This is a genomic window from Pseudomonas sp. PME37.24/006, from assembly GCF_055556635.1.
In genome coordinates this window covers 340,544-359,640 of the sequence record NZ_JBVHNL010000004.1, presented here as the reverse complement: position 1 = coordinate 359,640, position 19,097 = coordinate 340,544, and the positions used below count along the sequence as shown (strand labels likewise).

General features: G+C 60.6%; 16 protein-coding genes. 12 read left to right on the top strand and 4 right to left on the bottom strand.

Translation table 11 applies throughout. The features are described 5' to 3' along the window. Window positions 1-4 precede the first annotated feature (4 nt). The 7 genes from ACZ3GY_RS17790 to ACZ3GY_RS17760 all read left to right on the top strand — a co-directional run bounded on the left by ACZ3GY_RS17790 (window position 5) and on the right by ACZ3GY_RS17760 (window position 5,364). Window positions 5-1,183 (top strand): phosphoglycerate kinase, encoded by a 1,179-nt coding sequence (locus tag ACZ3GY_RS17790; protein WP_465911353.1) that lies wholly within the window; start codon window positions 5-7, stop codon window positions 1,181-1,183. 75 nt (window positions 1,184-1,258) lie between these two features. Beyond that, entirely contained in the window at window positions 1,259-1,453 is a 195-nt protein-coding gene (locus tag ACZ3GY_RS17785) for a hypothetical protein (protein WP_463562642.1), read from the top strand. 17 nt (window positions 1,454-1,470) lie between these two features. Beyond that, window positions 1,471-1,800 carry an MliC family protein gene (locus ACZ3GY_RS17780; RefSeq protein ID WP_463562641.1) on the top strand — a complete coding sequence of 110 codons (330 nt, stop codon included), beginning with the start codon at window positions 1,471-1,473 and terminating at the stop codon, window positions 1,798-1,800. A 75-nt stretch (window positions 1,801-1,875) separates the two neighbouring features. Continuing rightward, window positions 1,876-2,940 (top strand): class II fructose-bisphosphate aldolase, encoded by a 1,065-nt coding sequence (fba, locus tag ACZ3GY_RS17775; RefSeq protein WP_070880313.1) that lies wholly within the window; start codon window positions 1,876-1,878, stop codon window positions 2,938-2,940. A gap of 315 nt (window positions 2,941-3,255) precedes the next feature. Further along, the gene (locus ACZ3GY_RS17770) at window positions 3,256-3,699 is read left to right on the top strand and encodes a hypothetical protein (RefSeq protein WP_225837537.1); all 444 of its coding nucleotides are present in this window, start codon (window positions 3,256-3,258) and stop codon (window positions 3,697-3,699) included. 26 nt (window positions 3,700-3,725) lie between these two features. Then, window positions 3,726-4,814: a PQQ-dependent sugar dehydrogenase gene (locus tag ACZ3GY_RS17765; protein WP_465911350.1), complete on the top strand. Its 1,089-nt coding sequence runs from the start codon at window positions 3,726-3,728 to the stop codon at window positions 4,812-4,814. Window positions 4,815-4,857: 43 nt separating this feature from the next. Further along, window positions 4,858-5,364, top strand: a complete 507-nt coding sequence (locus ACZ3GY_RS17760) for a M48 metallopeptidase family protein (RefSeq protein WP_465911349.1) — start codon at window positions 4,858-4,860, stop codon at window positions 5,362-5,364. A gap of 15 nt (window positions 5,365-5,379) precedes the next feature. On the opposite strand, the gene ACZ3GY_RS17755 is transcribed toward ACZ3GY_RS17760, so the two are convergent. Both ACZ3GY_RS17755 and yccS read right to left on the bottom strand, forming a co-directional pair. Continuing rightward, the gene (locus ACZ3GY_RS17755) at window positions 5,380-5,862 is read right to left on the bottom strand and encodes a GreA/GreB family elongation factor (protein WP_463562638.1); all 483 of its coding nucleotides are present in this window, start codon (window positions 5,860-5,862) and stop codon (window positions 5,380-5,382) included. After that, window positions 5,862-8,045 (bottom strand): YccS family putative transporter, encoded by a 2,184-nt coding sequence (gene yccS, locus ACZ3GY_RS17750; protein WP_463562637.1) that lies wholly within the window; start codon window positions 8,043-8,045, stop codon window positions 5,862-5,864. The genes ACZ3GY_RS17755 and yccS overlap by 1 nt, the downstream gene beginning before the upstream one ends. A 276-nt stretch (window positions 8,046-8,321) precedes the next feature. Here yccS and ACZ3GY_RS17745 point away from each other — a divergent pair, with 276 nt between their 5' ends. Beyond that, a complete protein-coding gene (locus ACZ3GY_RS17745) occupies window positions 8,322-8,999 on the top strand; it encodes a glutathione S-transferase N-terminal domain-containing protein (protein WP_465911347.1) in 678 nt (225 codons plus the stop codon). Window positions 9,000-9,080: 81 nt separating this feature from the next. Here ACZ3GY_RS17745 and ACZ3GY_RS17740 read toward each other — a convergent pair whose 3' ends face one another. Continuing rightward, window positions 9,081-11,342: a sensor domain-containing protein gene (locus ACZ3GY_RS17740; protein ID WP_465911346.1), complete on the bottom strand. Its 2,262-nt coding sequence runs from the start codon at window positions 11,340-11,342 to the stop codon at window positions 9,081-9,083. Window positions 11,343-11,507: 165 nt separating this feature from the next. Between ACZ3GY_RS17740 and desA the strand changes: the two genes are divergently transcribed. The 3 genes from desA to ACZ3GY_RS17725 all read left to right on the top strand — a co-directional run bounded on the left by desA (window position 11,508) and on the right by ACZ3GY_RS17725 (window position 15,574). Beyond that, entirely contained in the window at window positions 11,508-12,692 is a 1,185-nt protein-coding gene (gene desA / locus ACZ3GY_RS17735) for a delta-9 fatty acid desaturase DesA (protein WP_465911344.1), read from the top strand. 159 nt (window positions 12,693-12,851) lie between these two features. Then, entirely contained in the window at window positions 12,852-13,817 is a 966-nt protein-coding gene (locus tag ACZ3GY_RS17730; protein WP_463562634.1) for a GGDEF domain-containing protein, read from the top strand. 428 nt (window positions 13,818-14,245) lie between these two features. Beyond that, entirely contained in the window at window positions 14,246-15,574 is a 1,329-nt protein-coding gene (locus tag ACZ3GY_RS17725; protein ID WP_463562633.1) for an OprD family porin, read from the top strand. A 99-nt stretch (window positions 15,575-15,673) separates the two neighbouring features. On the opposite strand, the gene aguA is transcribed toward ACZ3GY_RS17725, so the two are convergent. Then, on the bottom strand, window positions 15,674-16,780 hold the full coding sequence (gene aguA, locus ACZ3GY_RS17720; protein ID WP_465911342.1) for an agmatine deiminase: 1,107 nt from the start codon (window positions 16,778-16,780) through the stop codon (window positions 15,674-15,676). 950 nt (window positions 16,781-17,730) lie between these two features. Here aguA and ACZ3GY_RS17715 point away from each other — a divergent pair. Further along, window positions 17,731-19,089 (top strand): glutamine synthetase family protein, encoded by a 1,359-nt coding sequence (locus ACZ3GY_RS17715; RefSeq protein ID WP_463562631.1) that lies wholly within the window; start codon window positions 17,731-17,733, stop codon window positions 19,087-19,089. Window positions 19,090-19,097: the final 8 nt, after the last annotated feature.

The window sequence follows — 19,097 nt, the reverse complement described above, 5'->3', positions numbered from 1 at the left end:
CTCAATGACTGCAGCTTCCGTAAACATCACGAAAATGGCCGACCTCGACCTGCAAGGTAAGCGCGTGCTGATCCGCGAAGACCTCAATGTGCCGGTCAAGGACGGCGTGGTGAAGAGCGATGCGCGCATCCTCGCGGCCCTGCCGACCATCAAACTGGCTCTGGAAAAGGGCGCTGCGGTGATGATCTGCTCGCACCTGGGTCGCCCGACCGAAGGCGAATTCAGCGAAGAGAACAGCCTCAAGCCGGTTGCCGATTACCTGAGCAAGGCTCTGGGCCGCGACGTACCGCTGATCAAGGACTACCTGGGCGGCGTCGAGCTGAAGGCCGGTGATCTGGTGCTGTTCGAGAACGTCCGTTTCAACAAGGGCGAGAAGAAGAACGCCGACGAGCTGGCTCAGCAATACGCCGCCCTGTGCGACGTGTTCGTCATGGATGCCTTCGGTACCGCCCACCGTGCCGAGGGCTCGACCCATGGCGTGGCCAAGTTCGCCAAGGTCGCCGCTGCCGGCCCGCTGCTGGCTGCCGAGCTGGATGCACTGGGCAAGGCACTGGGTGCCCCCGCTCAGCCGATGGCGGCGATCGTCGCTGGCTCCAAGGTGTCGACCAAGCTGGACGTGCTGAACAGCCTGAGCAGCATCTGCGATCAGCTGATCGTCGGTGGTGGCATCGCCAATACCTTTCTCGCCGCTGCCGGTTATCCGGTCGGCAAATCCCTTTACGAGGCCGATCTGGTCGATACCGCCAAGGCCATCGCCGCCAAGGTTAGCGTGCCGCTGCCTGTGGACGTAGTGGTCGCCAAGGAGTTTTCCGAAGCCGCGACTGCGACCGTCAAGGCGGTGGCCGATGTGGCTGACGACGACATGATCCTCGACATCGGCCCGCAAACTGCAGCGCAGTTCGCCGAGCTGCTCAAGGCCTCGAAGACCATTCTGTGGAACGGTCCGGTTGGTGTGTTCGAGTTCGATCAGTTCGGTGAAGGTACCAAGACCTTGGCCCTGGCCATCGCGGAAAGCCCGGCGTTCTCCATTGCCGGTGGTGGCGACACCCTCGCGGCCATCGACAAGTACGATGTGGCGTCGCGGATTTCCTACATCTCTACCGGTGGCGGCGCTTTCCTCGAGTTTGTCGAGGGCAAGGTACTGCCGGCAGTCGAAGTGTTGCAGCAACGCGCAGCCAAGTAAGGCAGAACGGCTAAACCTTGGCTCCTACGGGCGGTCATTACCTTGTACGGAAACTAGCCAGCAAGGAGTGACCTCATGCGTAACATGGCCATGGTAGTGGTGGTGTGTGCTGTTCTGGGTGGGTGTGCCGGTGGTGGGTCGCCCCGCGAACAAGCGTGCGATGTGCTTAGCCCGGCACAAATCGATCTGCCGACCACGCGCGACGAACCGCGCATCGAAGGGCAGAGCACCGGTGATTCGACGCCGCCCGTTGGTGAGCAGAACTGCTAGGTAACAAGGAGAGTGCGATGAACCGTTATAAAGGTGCCGCCGTGTTGTTCGGCCTGGCAATGCTCGCTGGCTGTGCCGGGAAGGACTATGCCGACAGCCAGGAATGGAACCGCTGGGTGTGTGACAGCCAGGCCGAAGTGTTCTGGCGCTATGCCGACAGTGCCCACGAGAAAGTCGATGTGCGGATGGGTGGCAGCGATGTTGTCCACCGCTTGAGCCAGGAGCCCGCGGGTTCCGGCGTGTTGTACAGCGACGGTACGCTGTCCTTTCACACCAAGGGTGAGGAAGGCCTGATCTACCGTACCGCCAATGACGATTTGCTGGGGCGCGGCTGCAAGGCGCCCTGACAGCAGTACTTGAATAGCGCCTGCCACTGCGGCAGGCTTGAACGATTAACGAGCCCTATCGGGAGATAGCAAAACATGGCACTTATCAGCATGCGCCAGATGCTCGACCACGCCGCCGAATTCGGCTATGGCGTGCCGGCCTTCAACGTCAACAACCTCGAGCAGATGCGCGCCATCATGGAAGCTGCCGACAAGACCGATTCGCCGGTCATCGTCCAGGCCTCCGCTGGTGCCCGCAAGTACGCGGGTGCGCCGTTCCTGCGCCACCTGATTCTCGCTGCGATCGAAGAGTTCCCGCATATCCCGGTGTGCATGCACCAGGATCACGGCACCAGCCCTGACATCTGCCAGCGCTCCATCCAGCTGGGCTTCAGCTCGGTGATGATGGACGGCTCGCTGAAAGAAGATGGCAAAACCCCCGCCGACTACGACTACAACGTGCGCGTCACGCAGCAGACCGTTGCCTTCGCTCACGCCTGCGGCGTGTCGGTTGAAGGTGAGCTGGGCTGCCTGGGTAGCCTGGAAACCGGCATGGCCGGTGAAGAAGACGGCGTTGGTGCAGAGGGCGTGCTCGACCACAGCCAACTGCTGACCGACCCGGAAGAAGCCGCCGACTTCGTCAAGAAGACTCAGGTCGATGCCTTGGCCATCGCCATCGGCACCAGCCACGGCGCCTACAAGTTCACCAAGCCGCCAACCGGTGACGTGCTGTCGATCGAGCGCATCAAGGCCATCCACAAGCGCATCCCCAACACTCACCTGGTGATGCACGGTTCCAGCTCGGTACCGCAGGATTGGTTGGCGATCATCAACGAGCATGGTGGCGAGATCAAAGAGACCTACGGCGTGCCGGTCGAAGAGATCGTCGAAGGCATCAAATACGGCGTGCGCAAGGTCAACATCGACACCGACCTGCGTCTTGCTTCCACCGGTGCTATCCGCCGCTTCCTGGCCGAGCACCCGAGCGAGTTCGACCCGCGCAAGTATTTCGCCCATACCATCACTGCCATGCGTGATATCTGTATCGCCCGCTACGAAGCCTTCGGTACCGCCGGCAACGCCTCGAAGATCAAACCGATCTCCCTGGAAGGTATGTTCCAGCGTTACGCCAAGGGTGAGCTGGCCGCCAAGATCAACTGATCGAAGCGTTCCGCCTCGCACCGAGAAGCCGCTTGTCCGTCATGGACAAGCGGCTTTTTCATGTCCGTACTGGGCTTATGGCCGCGCAGGTCGAGGAGCCCCCATTATTGTCCTGCACCGCCTATTGCGATGGGTATCGCTTCGCCCCACGCCATCCTGCGTATACGACCGTCATGAACATGCCCATTGAACGTTGCCACCAGGTGATTTTTCGAGCACGCGTTCGGCCGGCGTAAAACCATGTAAAACACCTGCGCCGCTTTGGTGCTTGCTCTACGCCATACTGCCGCCACGCGTTTCAGGATGTCGGCTCCCATGCCTCAAAATTCCCGCCCCTGGCTGCCGTTCTGTGTGGCCGTCGTCGTGGCTACGCTGCTCGGCAGCATCGTCCAGACCCAGTTCAATCTCGCCGCGTTGCAACAGCTCGGCGCCAGTATCTCCATGGGCGTGCGCATGCAGGCCACCCTGCACGATCTGCTGGGCTTCAGCCCTACGTTCGCCGCACTGGTCATCGCTTCGTTCATCATTGCACTGCCTTTGGCTGCCTGGTTTGCGCCTGCTCTGGGCGCGCTGCGCTGGTTGGTGTTCCTGCTCGCCGGCGCCTTGGCGGTCTGGTTGGCGTTGTGTGTGGCCAATGCCGTGGCACCCATGCCGACGCTGATCGGCGCTAACCGTACCCTGGCCGGTACCGCGGCACTGATGGTTTGCGGCAGCCTGGGTAGCCTGGCCTTCGCCCGCTTTAGCGGTGCTGGCCGTTGATGATCTTTCCTCGAATCAAAGGTGTGATGTTGAAAGCTGTCCTGCTGATGCTGGGCCTTTGCGCAGGTGCTCTGGCCCATGCCGATTACCGGATCGAAACCGTCACTGGCGGCCTCGAGCATCCCTGGTCGCTGGCCTTCCTGCCTGACGGCCGCATGCTGGTTACCGAGCGTACCGGGCAACTGCGCCTGATCGATGCCCAAGGCAAGCTGCAGGCCGAGCCGATCAAGGGGGTGCCGGCGCCCTTCGTCGCCACTCAGGCAGGCTTGATGGAGGTGGTGCTGGATCCTGCGTTCGCCAAAGATCCCTGGATCTACCTGAGCTATGCCCATGGTGATATCGACGCCAACAATACGCGGCTGGCGCGGGCTCGCCTGGTAGACGGTGAATTGCGCGACTTCGAGGTGCTGTTCACCGCCCAGCCGGCCAAGGCCGGCGCCTCGCACTACGGCGGGCGGATCGCCTTTCTGCCCGACGAGACTCTGGTGTTGACCCTGGGAGACGGCTTCGACTGGCGCGAGCAGGCGCAGAACCCGGCCAATCATTTGGGCAAGACGGTGCGCTTGCACCGTGACGGCAGCATTCCCGAAGATAATCCGTTGCGCGGTCAGCCCGGCGCTGCTGAAGAGATCTACAGCCTTGGCCATCGCAATGTGCAGGGCCTCGTCTACGACGGCAAGCGCAAGCGCCTCTACAGCCACGAGCACGGCCCCAAGGGCGGCGATGAGCTGAACCTGATCCAGGCTGGCGGTAATTACGGCTGGCCGCTGGCGTCCTTTGGGGTCGACTACACCGGCGCCATGGTCACGCCTTTTACCGAGCTGCCGGGCTATCTGTCCCCGCAATTGCACTGGACGCCGTCAGTGGCGCCATCCGGGCTGGCGCTATACACCGGTGATCGCTTCCCGCACTGGAAAGGTGATCTGTTCGTTTCGACACTGGCCGAAAAGAGCGTACGCCGTGTGCGCTTGGTGAAGGGCCGGCTGGCTGGCGAAGATGTGCTGTTCCAGGAGCTAGAGGAGCGCATCCGTGGCGTTTACAACGGCCCTGATGGCGCGCTGTACCTGCTGACCGATAGTGCCGAAGGCAGGCTACTGCGAGTGGTTCCGCTGTAGGTTGAGGCATAATCCCGCCGCTAGCCTCGACCGTTGAGCCGTTATGACGCCATTGAAGTATCTCCAGGGTTATCCAACCTCGCTGCAGGATCAGGTGCGTCAGATGATTGCCGGTGAGCGCCTGGGCGATTACCTGGCGCAGCGTTATGAGGGCCGCCACACGATCCAAAGCGATAAGGCGCTGTACGCCTACGTCATGGCGCTCAAGCAGGAGCACCTGAAGAACGCGCCTGCCATCGACAAGGTGCTGTTCGATAATCGCCTTGATCTGACCCATCGAGCCCTCGGTCTGCATACCACGATCTCGCGGGTGCAGGGTGGCAAGCTCAAGGCCAAGAAAGAGATCCGTGTGGCCTCGCTGTTTCGCGACGCCGCACCGCAGTTTCTGCAGATGATCGTGGTGCACGAGTTGGCGCACCTGAAAGAGAGCGACCACAACAAGGCGTTCTACAAACTCTGCGAATACATGCTTCCGGACTACCAGCAGTTGGAGTTCGATTTGCGCGTTTACCTGACCTGGCGCGATCTGCAGTCGAACACCCCGGGCTGAGGCCGCTGACGTTGGTCAGTGTGCTTCGATGATCTCGTGATGCTGTATCCGCCCAGCGATCTTCAGCTCGATCTCGTCGCCGGGGTGACGCCCCAGCAGGCGCTGACCGAGTGGCGCGTTAGGGCTTAGCACGAGGATTTCCCGCTGCTGGGCGCGTACCTTGATGGCTGCACCATCCGGGCCGAGGAACAGCCACTGTTCACGGCCATCCTCGTCAGCCAACAACACCAGAGCGGTAATGCGGATACCCAGTGCCTCGTCGTAGGGGCGCAGCTGCAACTGCCGCCAGGCCCGCAGGCTCTGGCCGATTTCCTCCACCCGGCGTGCCTGCCCGGCAGCCAGGTAGGCAGCCTCCAGGCCCAGGGTGTCGTACTTGTTTTCGGCGATGTTCTCTTCGTGGGTCGCCGTTTCGTGGGCGACCCGCGCCGCCTGTTCGGCGGCCAGCAGGTCGGCAGTCAGTTGCTCGATGACCTGCTGGACGATGGGTTGCTTATCCATCATGTAGTCGCCTTGGGACGATTCTTCAGCAGGTGAACGGCCAGCGTGCGCAACGGGGCGAGCTGCCGGGCAATCAGTGACAACTGGGTCTGTACCAGCCGCTGCGCGTCCTCCAGCTCCTCCGGTATCTGCTCCAGTGTAGCGGCCAGGTGTTCCTCGCTGTCGCTCTGAATGGCTATCGGGCTCTGTTCGTTGAGGCCGCGAGCGATTTCATCGAGGCTTTCGGCGATACGCCCGGCGCTACTCAGCAGCTCACTCTGCTCGTCGGCCAGCAGGGTTTCGCCACGGTGCGCGCCAAGGCCCGAGAGGTAGCTGAGCAGGGTGTGCGAGAGCACCAGAAAGCGGAAGCCAATATCCGCTTCCTTACGGAAATGCCCCGGCTCCATGAGCATGTTGCCAAGGGTGGTGGACAGCGCTGCATCAGCGTTGTGGGCGTTGCGGCGAGCCAGGCGGTAGGCGAGGTCGTCGCGCTTGCCCTCGGCGTATTGGCGAATGATCTGTCTCAGGTAAGTGCTGTTGCAGCTCAGGGTATTGGCGACCACGCGATTCAGGCGACGGCCCTGCCAGTCCGGCAGGATGAGGAATACCGCGAGGCCGGCGATCAGGCTGCCGAGCAGGGTATCGAACAGACGCGGCAGGATCAGCCCGTAGCCGTCACCCACCTGGTTGAAGCAGAACAGCACTAGCAGGGTAATGGCCGCCGTCGCCACGGTGTAGCGGCTCGAGCGGGTGGCGAAGAACACCACGCCGGCTGCGACGGCAAAGAACGCCTGGATCAGCGGAGCCGGGAACAGGTCGATCAATGCCCAGCCAAGCAGCAGGCCCAGCACGGTACCGATGATGCGCTGCACCAGCTTCATTCGCGTCGCACCATAGTTCGGCTGACAGACGAACAGGGTGGTCAGCAGAATCCAGTAGCCCTGGGTCGGGTGAATCCAGTGCAGCACGCCATAGCCGGCAGCCAGGGCGATGGACAGGCGCAGGGCGTGACGGAACAGCAGGGATGTGGGAGTCAGCTGCAGGCGGATGCGTTCCCAGACGTCACGCAGCGATTGCGGCTCGCGGTCGAGCAGGGAGCTGTCCTGCTCCTCGGCCAGGGCGTCGGGGTTGCTGGCGCTGCCCAGCAGGCGGTCGAGGGTGCCAAGGTTGCCCGCCAGGGCGCCAAGCGAGCGCAGCAGGTGGCGCCATGCCGGGTTGCTCTGGATGCGCAGGTGCTCCAGCGAGGCCTGCAGATCTGCCAGGGCCTGACCGTACTGCTCGCCGTATTCGAACGGTTGACGCAGTTCGATGGCCTGCGCCAGAGCGTGGCAAGCCTTGCCATGCAGGCGCAGCAGGCGTTGGCAACGGAACATCACGTCGCTATGGAAGAACGCTTCGGCCAGGGCGTTATACGGATAGTGCGACGAGCTGGCGCGCTCGTGGATGTCCTGGGCGAGAAAGTAGAGCTTCAGGTAGCGACTGACTTTCGGTCCGGGGCGGCCATTGCCGACCCGGTGCAGGATTATTTCCTTGGTCGCGTTGAGTGCGGCCACCACACGCCCGTTCTGCTTGGCCAGGGCCAGGCGGCGAGCTTCCACGTCGAGCTGGCGCAAGGGTTCGAACAGCGCCGCCTTGAGCTTGAGGTACAGGCCGAGCTCACGGAACAACCGTGCCAGGCTGTGCTGCACCGGCTGATGGGCGAACAATGCGTTCCATAGCACCGACAGCACGCCGTACCAGGCGGCGCCGGCGACCAGCAGCAAGGGCTCCAGCCACAGCCCGGCGATGCCGCCGCGCTGTTCCACGCCAATCATGCTGTACACGGCGAGGATCAGCGTCGCCGAGCCGAGGGTCGCGAAGCGTTCACCCAGGGCGCCAAGCATGGTCAGAGAAAACGCCGACAGGGCCAGGGCGCTGACGAACAGCCACGGGTACGGGAACAGGAACTCCACCGTGTAGGCCGCGGCGCTGAAGCAGCCTAGGGTCACCAGCAGCGCGGTCAGGCGGCCCTGCCAGCTGTCGTCGGTTTCCGCCAGGGCGCTGGCGATCACGCCGAGGAACAGCGGTATCAGGCTGTGCATCCAGCCCTGGTACCAGCACAGCGCCAGGCTGCCGCCGAGGGCGATGAAAACCCGCAGGCTGTAGCTGAACTTGTCCATTGCCCAGAGACGACGCAAGGAGTGGCGCAGGGAGGGGGACGACATCCGGGTTGGCGACCTTCACGGGTGAATGGACTGAGCCGCAGCCATCGGCATACGGCGCTTCGATTGTGCCTCGCTTGGAGTGTGCAGGGCGAGAGGCGGTTCGCGCCATCTGGTTAAAAGTATCGCTGCCCGTCACGGCACCGACAGGCATGCTGGACGACTCGTGGGCCGCGCAGGTCACCGGGTCTGAACTCTGCGCTGCTGGCCCGGCTCCAAGCTCTACCCATTGCAATCGGCAGCTGCAGTGCAGCTGCGCCCGATCGACAGGAGCGCCCCATGATCGACCTTCATTACTGGACGACCCCCAACGGCCACAAGATCAGCATCTTTCTCGAGGAAAGCGGCCTGGACTACAACGTGCACCCGGTGAATATCGGTACCGGCCAGCAGTTCGAGCCGGAATTCCTGAAAATCTCGCCGAACAATCGGATTCCGGCCATCGTCGACAACAACCCCAGTGATGGTGGTGAGCCGATCTCGGTATTCGAGTCCGGCGCGATTCTCGAGTACCTGGCCGACAAGGTCGGGCGGTTCATGCCATTGCAGCCGCGGCTGCGCGTTCAGGTTCAACAATGGCTGCATTGGCAGATGGGTGGTCTAGGGCCGATGGCCGGGCAGAATCATCACTTCGTGCGTTTCGCGCCTGAGGAGATTCCTTACGCCATCGACCGCTACGTTAAGGAGACCGCCCGCCTGTACGGGGTTTTGGATCGCCAGCTCGAAGGTCAGGAATACGTGGCAGGCGATTATTCGATAGCAGACATCGCCATCTACCCTTGGGCCAAAGGCTGGGAGCTGCAGCGTCAGCGTCTCGAAGACTTCCCCAATATGGCCGCCTGGCTGGCGCGCATGGGCAATCGCTCTGCGGTACAGCGTGCCTATCAGGTCGCCGAGGCGATTTCCCTGCGCCCTGAAGAAGTGCTCAGCAGCGAAGCGCGCAAAGCGCTGTTCTGAGCCTGCCTGGCAGCGCCTTCGGGCGCCGCCAGGCCGTGGCGAACCCAGCACCGTCGACTGGGCTCGCCGGGTGAGGCATCGCTACTTCTGTTCCAGAACGTCGGCTGGCACGGGCCGGCCGATGAAGTAGCCCTGGGCATAATCGCAACCCAGCTGGCGCAGGTAGTCCTGCTGCTCACCGCGCTCCACACCTTCTGCGAGCACCTTCATTTCCATGCTGTGGGCGAGGGCGATGACGGCGCGGGTGATCGCCCGATCGTCCTTGTCATGGGGCAAGCCGGCGACGAAGCTCTGGTCGAGCTTGAGCTTTTGCACCGGCAGGCGCTTGAGGCGTGCCAGTGAGCTGTAACCGGTGCCGAAATCGTCGATGGCCAAGCGCACGCCGAGTACGCGCAAGCGCTCAAGCAGCGCCTGGGCCTGATCCGGGTTGTCCATCACCGCGCTCTCGGTCACTTCCAGCTCCAGGCATTCGGCCGGTAGGCCGGTATCGGTGAGCACCTGAGCGACTCGCTGATCAATCTCGCCACGGCTGAACAGGCGGCTGGAAATGTTCACTGCTACGAACTGTAGGCTGCTGCCCGAAGCCCGCCAGGCGACCATCTGCCGGCAGGCATGCTCGAGCACCCAAGCATCGATGGCGCTGATCATGCCGCTGTCTTCGGCAATCGGGATGAACTCACCCGGCGGTACTAGGCCGCGCTGCGGATGCTGCCAGCGCACCAGAGCTTCCACCCCAATCATCCGCCCCTCGGCGAGGCAGATCAGCGGTTGGTAGTGCACGCGCAGTTCGTCGTTCTCAAGCGCATGGCGCAGGCCTGCGACGAGCTCTAAGCGCTGGCGCGCATACTTGGTCTGAGCCAGATCATAGAAGGCAAAGCCTTCGCGGCCACTGCTCTTGGCCTTGAACAGGGCCGAATCCACATTGCGCAGTACTTGTTCGACGGTTTGTGCATTGTCCGGATACAGGCAGATGCCGATGCTGGCGGAAATGAACAGTTCCTGGCCGTCTAGAATAAAAGGCTCGTTGAGGCAATCGATTAACCGTTGAGCCAAATGGGCAGCCTGTTCGGCCTCGGCGCAGTCTTCACTGAGCAGGCCGAATTCATCGCCGCCCAGTCGCGCCAGTGTGGTGCCTTTATCGAGATGCTTGGCGAGCCGTTCGCCGGTGGCCTTGAGCAGCAGGTCGCCGACGTTATGGCCGAGGCTCTCATTGATGTGCTTGAAGTGATCCAGATCGACTACCAGCACGGCGCCCCGATGGGCTTCGCTTTGCACCCGATCGAGGGCGTGTTCGACACGTTCGGTGAACAGCAGGCGGTTGGGCAGATTGCTCAGTGGGTCGTGGTGGGCCAGGTAATCCAGCTCATGCTGGGAATGTTTGAGCACGCTGATATCGGAGAACACGGCGACATAGTGGCTGAGCAGCCCGTTGTCGTCGTGTATGGCACGGATGCATTGCCACTGCGGGTAGATTTCACCGTTCTTGCGGCGGTTCCAGACTTCGCCACTCCAGGCGCCCTGGGTCTGCAGGGTGTGCCAGAGGTGCTGGTAGAAAGCGGCGTCGTGGCGGCCGGATTTCAGCAGCGTTGGGTGCTTGCCGAGGATTTCCGCTTCGCTGTAGCCGGTGATCCGACTGAACGCCGGGTTGATATGCACGATGTTCTGCCGCGCGTCCGTGACCAGCACGCCCTCCTGGGTGGACTCGAACACCGCTGATGCCTGTCGCAGGCTGTCGGCATCGGCGCGGCGCTGGGTGATGTCTCGTATCGTGCCGATGAAGCGTTCCGGGTGGCCCTGTGCATCGAGGCGCAGGCGGCCGTGTGACATTACCCAGCGATAGCTGCCGTCGCGATGGCGTAGGCGGTAAGTATTCTCGTAAGACGTATCACTTGTCGCCTGCATGATTTCGGCGATGGCGCGGTGGTAATGTGGTCGATCTTCGGGGTGCAACAGTTGTTCCCACTGCTGGCGATCCGTGCTCAGCTCGCCATCCTTCATGCCCAGCAGGGTGTGATAGCCCGTCGAGTAGTAAACGTTTTGGCGACGCAGATCCCAATCCCAAAGACCGTCCTCGGTCGCCGACAGGGCCAGGCTGAGACGTTCTTCGCTGGCGCGCAGAGCTGTACCAATGAGTGCCTGCCGTTCGAGGTGATGGCGTATCGTCAGGTACAGCAGAGCGCTGGTCAGTAGAACGAAGATCAGCCCTTTCCAGACCTGAATCTGCTCCGTCTGTCGGACAGTCAGGCCGAGCGACGCTAGCAGCATGTCGCTGAAGATAATCCACAGGCCTGCTGCCACCAGGTAGTTGAGAGTCAGGCGTAATGCGCCTTGGCGAGTGCTCATAACGGATGGCTCGGTTCTTGATCTCGAGTAAAGGTCACTAGGGGAGCCTGCGTTGTAACATTCTCAGCCAAAAGACCAAGTGGTTTTCCAGCGGTTGATGTTGATAATGCAGGCGTCGGCCTTTTCGCCGACCCGCGTTTTTCTCTGCAAGAGGTACCCCGACCTATGTGGTACAACGGCTTTCTCGACCTGTCGGTCTGGCAACTCATCATCGTTACCTTGCTGATGACCCACGCCACCATTGTCAGCGTAACGGTCTACCTGCACCGTTACTCGGCGCATCGCTCCCTGGAGCTGCATCCTGCGCTCAAACATTTCTTCCGCTTCTGGTTGTGGCTAAGCACGGCCATGAACACCCGCGAATGGACCGCCATCCATCGTAAGCACCACGCCAAGTGTGAAACCGCAGAAGACCCTCACAGTCCGGTGATAAAGGGGCTGGGAACAGTCATGCGTAAAGGCGCTGAATTGTATGCCGAAGAAGCGAAGAATCAGGATACCTTGCGTATTTATGGCAAAAATTGCCCTGATGACTGGGTAGAACGCAAGGTTTACTCGCGTTTCCCCATGGGCGGTATCGCATTGATGATGGTCATTGATGTGGCGCTGTTCGGCGCGCTGGGTCTTACCGTCTGGGCGATTCAGATGATGTGGATTCCGTTCTGGGCCGCCGGTGTTATCAACGGCCTTGGCCATGCAGTCGGTTATCGCAACTTCGAGTGCCGCGACGCGGCCACCAATCTGGTGCCCTGGGGCATCATCGTGGGCGGCGAAGAGCTGCACAACAATCACCACACCTATCCCAACTCGGCCAAACTGTCGGTCAAGCGCTGGGAGTTCGACATGGGCTGGGCCTGGATACAGCTGTTCAGCTTCTTGCGCCTGGCCAAGGTGCAGCGGGTCGCGCCGATCGCACACCGGGTGCCTGGCAAGGGCATTCTGGATATGGATACCGCCATGGCGATCCTCAACAACCGTTTCCAGATCATGGCCCAGTACCGCAAGTTGGTGATTGGCCCACTGGTCAAGCAGGAACTGGCCAAGGCCGACGAGTCTGTGCGGCACCAGTTCCGTCGCGCCAAGCGCTTGCTGTCGCGGGAGCCGAGTCTGTTGCAGGACAAGCAGCAGGTGCACATTGACGCCATGCTGGCGCACAGTCAGGCGCTCAAGGTCATTTATGAGAAACGCCTGGCGTTGCAGCAGATCTGGGCCAAGACCAGCGCCAATGGTCACGACATGCTCGAAGCGATGAAACACTGGGTACAGGACGCCGAAGCCAGTGGCATTCAGTCCCTGCGCGATTTCGCCGAGCAGCTCAAAACCTACTCGTTGCGGCCTGCCACAGTGTGACGTAGCACGCAATCGCACACGCGGCTTTGAACCGCCCGCGGTGGCTATGGTCATAGCAGTGACCCGGTTGCCACCCAAAAGCCCGCCACACGGCGGGCTTTTTTGATCCCGTTTGGCAGCCCTCACCGCAATCTATTTGGCGTTGCTCAGGATCGGTATATGGATGAACTCGGCACTATCGACCTGGAAGAGCTGACCATGGCGCTGTTGCACAGCCGCGCGGAAGGTACCCGTTTGCGCGAGCGCGAGCAGCTGTTCAGCACACTATTAGGCAGCGTCAACGCTGTGCTCTGGGCGTTCGATTGGGAAACCCAGCAGATCATATATGTCAGCCCGGCCTATGAGCTGGTCTTTGGGCGTTCAGCAGGGTTGCTACTGGCTGATTACGGCGAGTGGCGTAACAGCATCTACCCTGACGATCTGGAGTTTGCCGCCGAGAGCATGGCTCAGGTTCTGGATACTGGTGCAGTCGAGGCTCGTGAATACCGCATCATACGTGCCGATGGCGAAATTCGCTGGCTCAGTGATAAGTGCTTTATCGGCCGTCACAGTGACAGCCTGGCATCGCCGATTATCTTTGGTATCGCTGAAGATATCACCGAGAAGAAACAGCTCGAAGGCGAGTTGCATCGCCTGGCTACTACCGACGTGCTCACTCAAAGCAGCAACCGCCGACACTTCTTCGAGTGCGCGCAGAGTGAGTTCGAACTGGCCCGTAATCAGGGGCAACCACTGGCCTTTCTGCTGCTCGATCTGGATGATTTCAAGCATATAAACGACAGTTATGGCCATCAGGCGGGCGATCAGGTACTCCAGCAATTGGCTAGCTGCGCCAGTTCGGTCTTGCGCCGCGGTGATTTGTTCGGGCGTATCGGTGGTGAGGAGTTCGCGGCGTTGTTTCCAGGCTGTGAACCGGAGCTGGCGTCACAGATCGCCCAGCGTCTGCAGCGAGAAATTCAGCGCTTGGCCTTCAGTCATGAAGGCAGCGCTTTTGGTATCACCGTTAGCCAAGGGCTGACTTCGTTGCGCAGTGGTGATCCTGGTCTCGATGTGCTCTACGCCCGTGCGGACGCTGCCATGTACCAGGCCAAGCGTCAGGGAAAAAATCAGATCGTCACGAGCTGAGGCGTGGCGAAAATCCGCCCTGCACTGTCTTTTTATCGGCGGTTACTCGCTTATTTTGTCTGGTGAGCGGCCGTCGGCTATTTCGCTATTTTCTGTAACATATTGAAAGATCGTGCTTTGTGCGACTCTGTTCGCCAATGGCACGTAACCTGCTGTGCTAGATTCATACAGCAGCGGCCCCTAGAGGCTGACAATAACAATGCAGAGAATCGAACGATGCCCTTTCCCTGTCGCCTTAGCTTTCGTACCCACCTGATTCGTCTTAATTTCTGAGCGTTTCGTACTGCCGTCCAATTACCTGTGGCGTCTTCTGGCTGCCTGGTGTTCGACGGTCGTGCCCGAATTCGGCTGATTTAGTGCCGCTGAGGCATCACCCATCAGACCGATGTGTTGCAACCAATAAAAGAAAACACACTGGAGAGATCACGATGAAAAAAGCTTCCCTGGCGCTGGCCGTAGCTGCCGGCACCCTGGGTCTGACCCTGGGCAACGTTGCTAACGCTGCCTTTATCGAAGACAGCACCGCCAAGTTGGATCTGCGTAACTTCTATTTCAATAACGATGTTCGCGATACTGATAGCCCCAGCAACAAGGAGTGGGGCCAGGCGTTCCAACTGAACCTGCAGTCGGGCTTTACTGAAGGTACTGTTGGTGTCGGCGTTGATGCACTTGGTCTTGTGGGCGTCAAGCTAGATTCCGGTGGTCGTACCAACAAAGCGGGTCGTAGCCGCACACCGGGCGTTCTGTTCCCAACTGATAGTGATAACAGTGCCGTTGACGAGTTCAGCAGCCTGGGCCTGACCGGCAAGATTCGCGTTTCCAAGACCGTGGCACATGTCGGCACTCTGCAGCCGAAGCTGCCAGTCGTTACCTTCAACGACGGTCGTCTGATCCCGCAGACTTTCGAAGGTGCTCAGGTCACCTCCAATGAAATCGACAACCTGACACTGGTTGCCGGCCAACTGGAGCATGCTAAAGGCCGTACCTCCAGCAATGCCGAGTCTCTGGCCATTGCCGGTGCGGGCGCTGGGGCGGACAGCAACAAGTTCTATTACGGTGGTGCTGACTACAAGATCAACAAGGATCTTCTGGTTCAGTACTACTACGGCAACCTGGATGACTTCTACAAGCAGCACTTTCTGGGTCTGACCCACACGCTGGCGCTGGGTGCCGGCTCGCTGAAGTCTGACCTGCGTTACTTCGACACTGGTTCCGATGGCAAGAACGGCAGTGCTGCTGGTCGTGCCGATGGCTACCGCGCCGCAAGTGGCAAGGCGGGTTTTGATGGTGAAGCTGACAACCGCACCTGGAGTGCTTTCTTCACCTACAGTCTGGAGGGTCACGCACTGAGCGCCGGCTACCAGCAGGTTTCCGGTGACAGCAACTTCATTCAGCTAAACCAAGGCTCGATTCCTGGCCAGGGTGGTGCAACTACCTATCTGATCACCGACCGTCAGATCACCAACTTCGCCCGCGCTGGCGAACGTACCTGGATCACTCAGTACGGTTATGACTTCGGCAAGATCGGTGTTCCTGGCCTGACCGCCAACGTGCTGTACATGAAAGGCGACAACATCAAGTCGGCAACTGGCGACCTGAAAGAGTGGGAACGCGACCTGACTGTCAGCTACGTGCTGCAGCAAGGCTCGTTGAAAGGTATGGGCTTTGCCTGGCGTAACGCTTCGCTGCGCAGCCAGCCGGGTGGCGATATCGATCAAAACCGCCTGATCGTCAGCTACAGCATCCCGCTGCTCTAAGCTGGAGTGTCGAGCCGCACCACGCGGCGGCTCGTCTCAATGCAAAAGCCCGGACTGGTTCCGGGCTTTTGCTTGTCTGGGTTCCGAGAGCAGCCGTCGTCAGCCTGCTGCAGCCGCCGGCTGTTGCTGCGTGATGCAGTGAATATTGCCACCGCCGAGCAGTATCTCGCGGCCCGGTACCATGACCACGCGGTGCTCGGGGAACAGGCGTTCGAGGATGGCCTTGGCTTCCTCGTCTTTGGGGTCATCGAAACTCGGCGCGATGATGCCGCCGTTGACGATCAGGAAGTTCACGTAGGAGCCTGCCAAGCGTACATCGGGGCTGCGCTCCTGGCTGCCCAGTACGCGGTCGACACCCGCGCATTCTTCTTCGCTCGCATGTAACGGGCCGGGAATCGGCATCTTGTGCACGGTCAGGGTACGACCTTTGGCGTCGCGGGTGCTTTCCAGCACACGCAGGGCGGCCTGGCAGCGGGGGTAATTGGGGTTTTCCGGATCGTCCGTCCAGGCCAGCAGCACTTCGCCTGGTCTTACGTAGCAGCAGAAGTTGTCGACATGGCCGTCGGTTTCGTCATTGTACAGGCCGTCCGGCAGCCAGATGACGGTGTCGATGGCGAGGTGCTCGGCCAGCACGGCTTCGATCTGCTCGCGGTTCAGGTGCGGGTTGCGGTTGTGGTTGAGCAGGCATTCCTCGGTGGTAACCAGAGTACCTTCACCGTCGACGTGAATCGATCCGCCTTCAAGCACGAAGCCTTCGGTGCGATAACCGTCGCAGCCTTCCAGGCCAAGGATCTTGCTGGCAACTTGATCATCGCGCAGCCACGGGAAATATAAACCACCTTCGAAGCCGCCCCAGGCGTTGAAGCCCCAATCGACACCACGCAGCTCGTCACTTGTGCTGGTCACGAAGGTGGGCCCCGTGTCGCGCACCCAGGCATCGTCAGTGGTCATTTCCACTACACGGATACGCGCATGCTGCAGATGTGCACTGGCATTCTCGTACTGCCCGGCAGACACGCAGACAGTCACCGGTTCGAACTCGGCGATGGCTCTGGCCACGGCCGTGAACGCGTGCTGTGCGGGTTTGCCACCCAGGCGCCAGTTGTCCGGCCGTTCCGGCCAGACCATCCATGTCTGGCTGTGCGGTTCCCACTCCGCGGGCATGCGAAAGCCATCGGTGCGAGGGGTGGTGCTTAGGGTCGACATGGCGTTACTCCGTGACGGGGTGCGGCTGAAATAAGGAGGGATTTTATCTCAGCAGATCGTTGAACTGAACTTCAGGATGTTCCTTGAGGAGCGCGCAATGGCACGCTGGGGTTCCATTCATGATGGAGCATCCATCTTGTTGAAAATTTCAATCAATGACTCACGCCTCGGAGCATCGATCCCAGCGCAATGTACCGTCAAGACAAGGTGGGACGCCCTAAAGGAGAGCGCAGTGACCATTTATAGGGCGTTTTAAGGGCTTTTTGAGTGATTCTTCGCCACCGTGTTGGTCATTCATATGGCGGGGCTGCGTTTGAGTTTCGCTGTGTTGTATAAAAAAATGAACAAGGCTAAGCTCGGACAAACCCCTAATAATCCAACAATACGGGTGTTTCATGACGTGCCTGTGGCTCTCCAGCGCCATCGTTCGTGCCCTGCACTGTCCAGCTTATCCTGGGGCTGCTGCTGATCGCGCTCATCATCAGGACACGGCTACGCGTTATCAGCGCTGCTGCCAGAACGCAGCTCAAGTTGCTTACCCCGCTCGAAAATCTGCACACTCCGTCAGTTTTCCCTATCCTCTTCCGGGCACTTCGCTTCGCAAGCCAGAGTGGCTTGGTGCTTCTTTATGTCGTTGGTTGGTTCGCGAGTGCGCTTTCGCTGTTAGTGACGCGGGGGCGTGCCTTGGCCTAGCGGCCCATGCTTTGCAGGTGAGGCTGGGTCTGTCGAGTGCAACAAAGGTCAGTTACAGTCTGGATCCGTGTGGCGAAGGCGTGCTGCCCATGAATGCTGGCCGGGCTTATCTGGATGGCCTAATGGGCGTTTTACCGGAGGCCACGTGACAATTCGGATTTTCCTGCGCTCTGGCCAACCTCCAGCCGAGATTTGCGAGTGGGCAGGGCATGTCGAGCCGGCCGAGGATGCCGGTTTTAAAAAAACCTGAGGTCTCTATGAGTACCAAATTGGACCAGCTCTCCAGCTGGCTGAAAGAACGCAAGATCACCGAAGTCGAATGTCTGGTCAGCGACCTGACGGGTATCGCCCGTGGCAAGATCTCGCCGACCAATAAATTCCTCGACGAAAAGGGCATGCGCCTGCCCGAAAGTGTGTTGCTGCAGACCGTTACCGGCGATTATGTCGAAGACGACGTCTATTACGACCTGCTCGACCCGGCCGACATCGACATGATCTGCCGGCCGGATGAGAACGCCGTGTTCATCGTGCCCTGGGCCATCGAGCCGACCGCTCAGGTGATCCACGACACCTACGACAAACAGGGCAATCCGATCGAACTGTCGCCGCGCAACATCCTCAAGAAAGTCCTGCGTCTATACGCCGACAAGGGCTGGCAGCCGATTGTGGCGCCGGAGATGGAGTTCTACCTGACCAAGCGCAACAGCGACCCGGACTTCCCGCTGGTGGCGCCGATGGGTCGGTCCGGGCGTCCGGAAACCGGCCGGCAGAGCTTCTCGATCGATGCGGCCAACGAATTCGACCCGCTGTTCGAGGACATGTACGACTGGTGCGAGCTGCAAGGCCTGGATCTGGACACCCTGATCCACGAAGAAGGCCCGGCGCAGATGGAGATCAACTTCCGTCACGGCGAAGCCCTGCACCTTGCTGACCAGATTCTGGTGTTCAAGCGCACCATGCGTGAGGCGGCACTCAAGCACGACGTGGCGGCGACCTTCATGGCCAAGCCGATCACCGACGAGCCCGGCAGCGCCATGCACCTTCACCAGAGCATCATCGACAAGAATACCGGCAAGAACATCTTCTCCAATGACGACGGCTCGATGAGCGAGCTGTTCATGCACCACATTGGCGGCCTGCAGAAATACATCCCGGAATTGCTGCCGCTGTTCGCCCCCAACGTCAACTCGTTCCGCCGCTTCCTGCCGGACACCTCGGCACCGGTAAACGTCGAGTGGGGCGAGGAGAACCGCACCGTTGGCCTGCGCGTACCGGACGCTACGCCGCAGAACCGCCGGGTCGAGAACCGCCTCGCTGGCGCTGACGCCAACCCTTATCTGGCGCTGGCGGCCAGCCTGTTGTGCGGTTACATCGGTATGGTCGAAGGCATCGAGCCGAGCGCGCCGGTCGTGGGGCGCGGTTACGAGCGCCGTAATCTGCGCTTGCCGCTGACCCTCGAGGCCGCGCTGGAACGCATGGAAACCTGCCAGGTGGTCGAGCAGTATCTGGGCAAAAAGTTCGTCAGTGGTTACGTGGCGGTCAAGCGTGCTGAGCACGAGAACTTCAAGCGCGTGATCAGTTCTTGGGAGCGCGAGTTCCTGCTGCTCTCGGTCTGAGTTAACCG

Bases quoted from the DNA above. Each gene is read 5' to 3' on its own strand.
- ACZ3GY_RS17780 (WP_463562641.1), top strand. From the start codon at position 1,471: ATGAACCGTTATAAAGGTGCCGCCGTGTTGTTCGGCCTGGCAATGCTC.
- ACZ3GY_RS17765 (WP_465911350.1), top strand. From the start codon at position 3,726: ATGTTGAAAGCTGTCCTGCTGATGCTGGGCCTTTGCGCAGGTGCTCTG.
- aguA (WP_465911342.1), bottom strand. From the start codon at position 16,780: ATGTCGACCCTAAGCACCACCCCTCGCACCGATGGCTTTCGCATGCCC.
- ACZ3GY_RS17785 (WP_463562642.1), top strand. From the start codon at position 1,259: ATGCGTAACATGGCCATGGTAGTGGTGGTGTGTGCTGTTCTGGGTGGG.
- ACZ3GY_RS17740 (WP_465911346.1), bottom strand. From the start codon at position 11,342: ATGAGCACTCGCCAAGGCGCATTACGCCTGACTCTCAACTACCTGGTG.
- fba (WP_070880313.1), top strand. From the start codon at position 1,876: ATGGCACTTATCAGCATGCGCCAGATGCTCGACCACGCCGCCGAATTC.
- yccS (WP_463562637.1), bottom strand. From the start codon at position 8,045: ATGTCGTCCCCCTCCCTGCGCCACTCCTTGCGTCGTCTCTGGGCAATG.
- ACZ3GY_RS17745 (WP_465911347.1), top strand. From the start codon at position 8,322: ATGATCGACCTTCATTACTGGACGACCCCCAACGGCCACAAGATCAGC.
- ACZ3GY_RS17725 (WP_463562633.1), top strand. From the start codon at position 14,246: ATGAAAAAAGCTTCCCTGGCGCTGGCCGTAGCTGCCGGCACCCTGGGT.
- ACZ3GY_RS17755 (WP_463562638.1), bottom strand. From the start codon at position 5,862: ATGGATAAGCAACCCATCGTCCAGCAGGTCATCGAGCAACTGACTGCC.
- ACZ3GY_RS17790 (WP_465911353.1), top strand. From the start codon at position 5: ATGACTGCAGCTTCCGTAAACATCACGAAAATGGCCGACCTCGACCTG.
- ACZ3GY_RS17730 (WP_463562634.1), top strand. From the start codon at position 12,852: ATGGATGAACTCGGCACTATCGACCTGGAAGAGCTGACCATGGCGCTG.
- ACZ3GY_RS17760 (WP_465911349.1), top strand. From the start codon at position 4,858: ATGACGCCATTGAAGTATCTCCAGGGTTATCCAACCTCGCTGCAGGAT.
- ACZ3GY_RS17715 (WP_463562631.1), top strand. From the start codon at position 17,731: ATGAGTACCAAATTGGACCAGCTCTCCAGCTGGCTGAAAGAACGCAAG.
- ACZ3GY_RS17770 (WP_225837537.1), top strand. From the start codon at position 3,256: ATGCCTCAAAATTCCCGCCCCTGGCTGCCGTTCTGTGTGGCCGTCGTC.
- desA (WP_465911344.1), top strand. From the start codon at position 11,508: ATGTGGTACAACGGCTTTCTCGACCTGTCGGTCTGGCAACTCATCATC.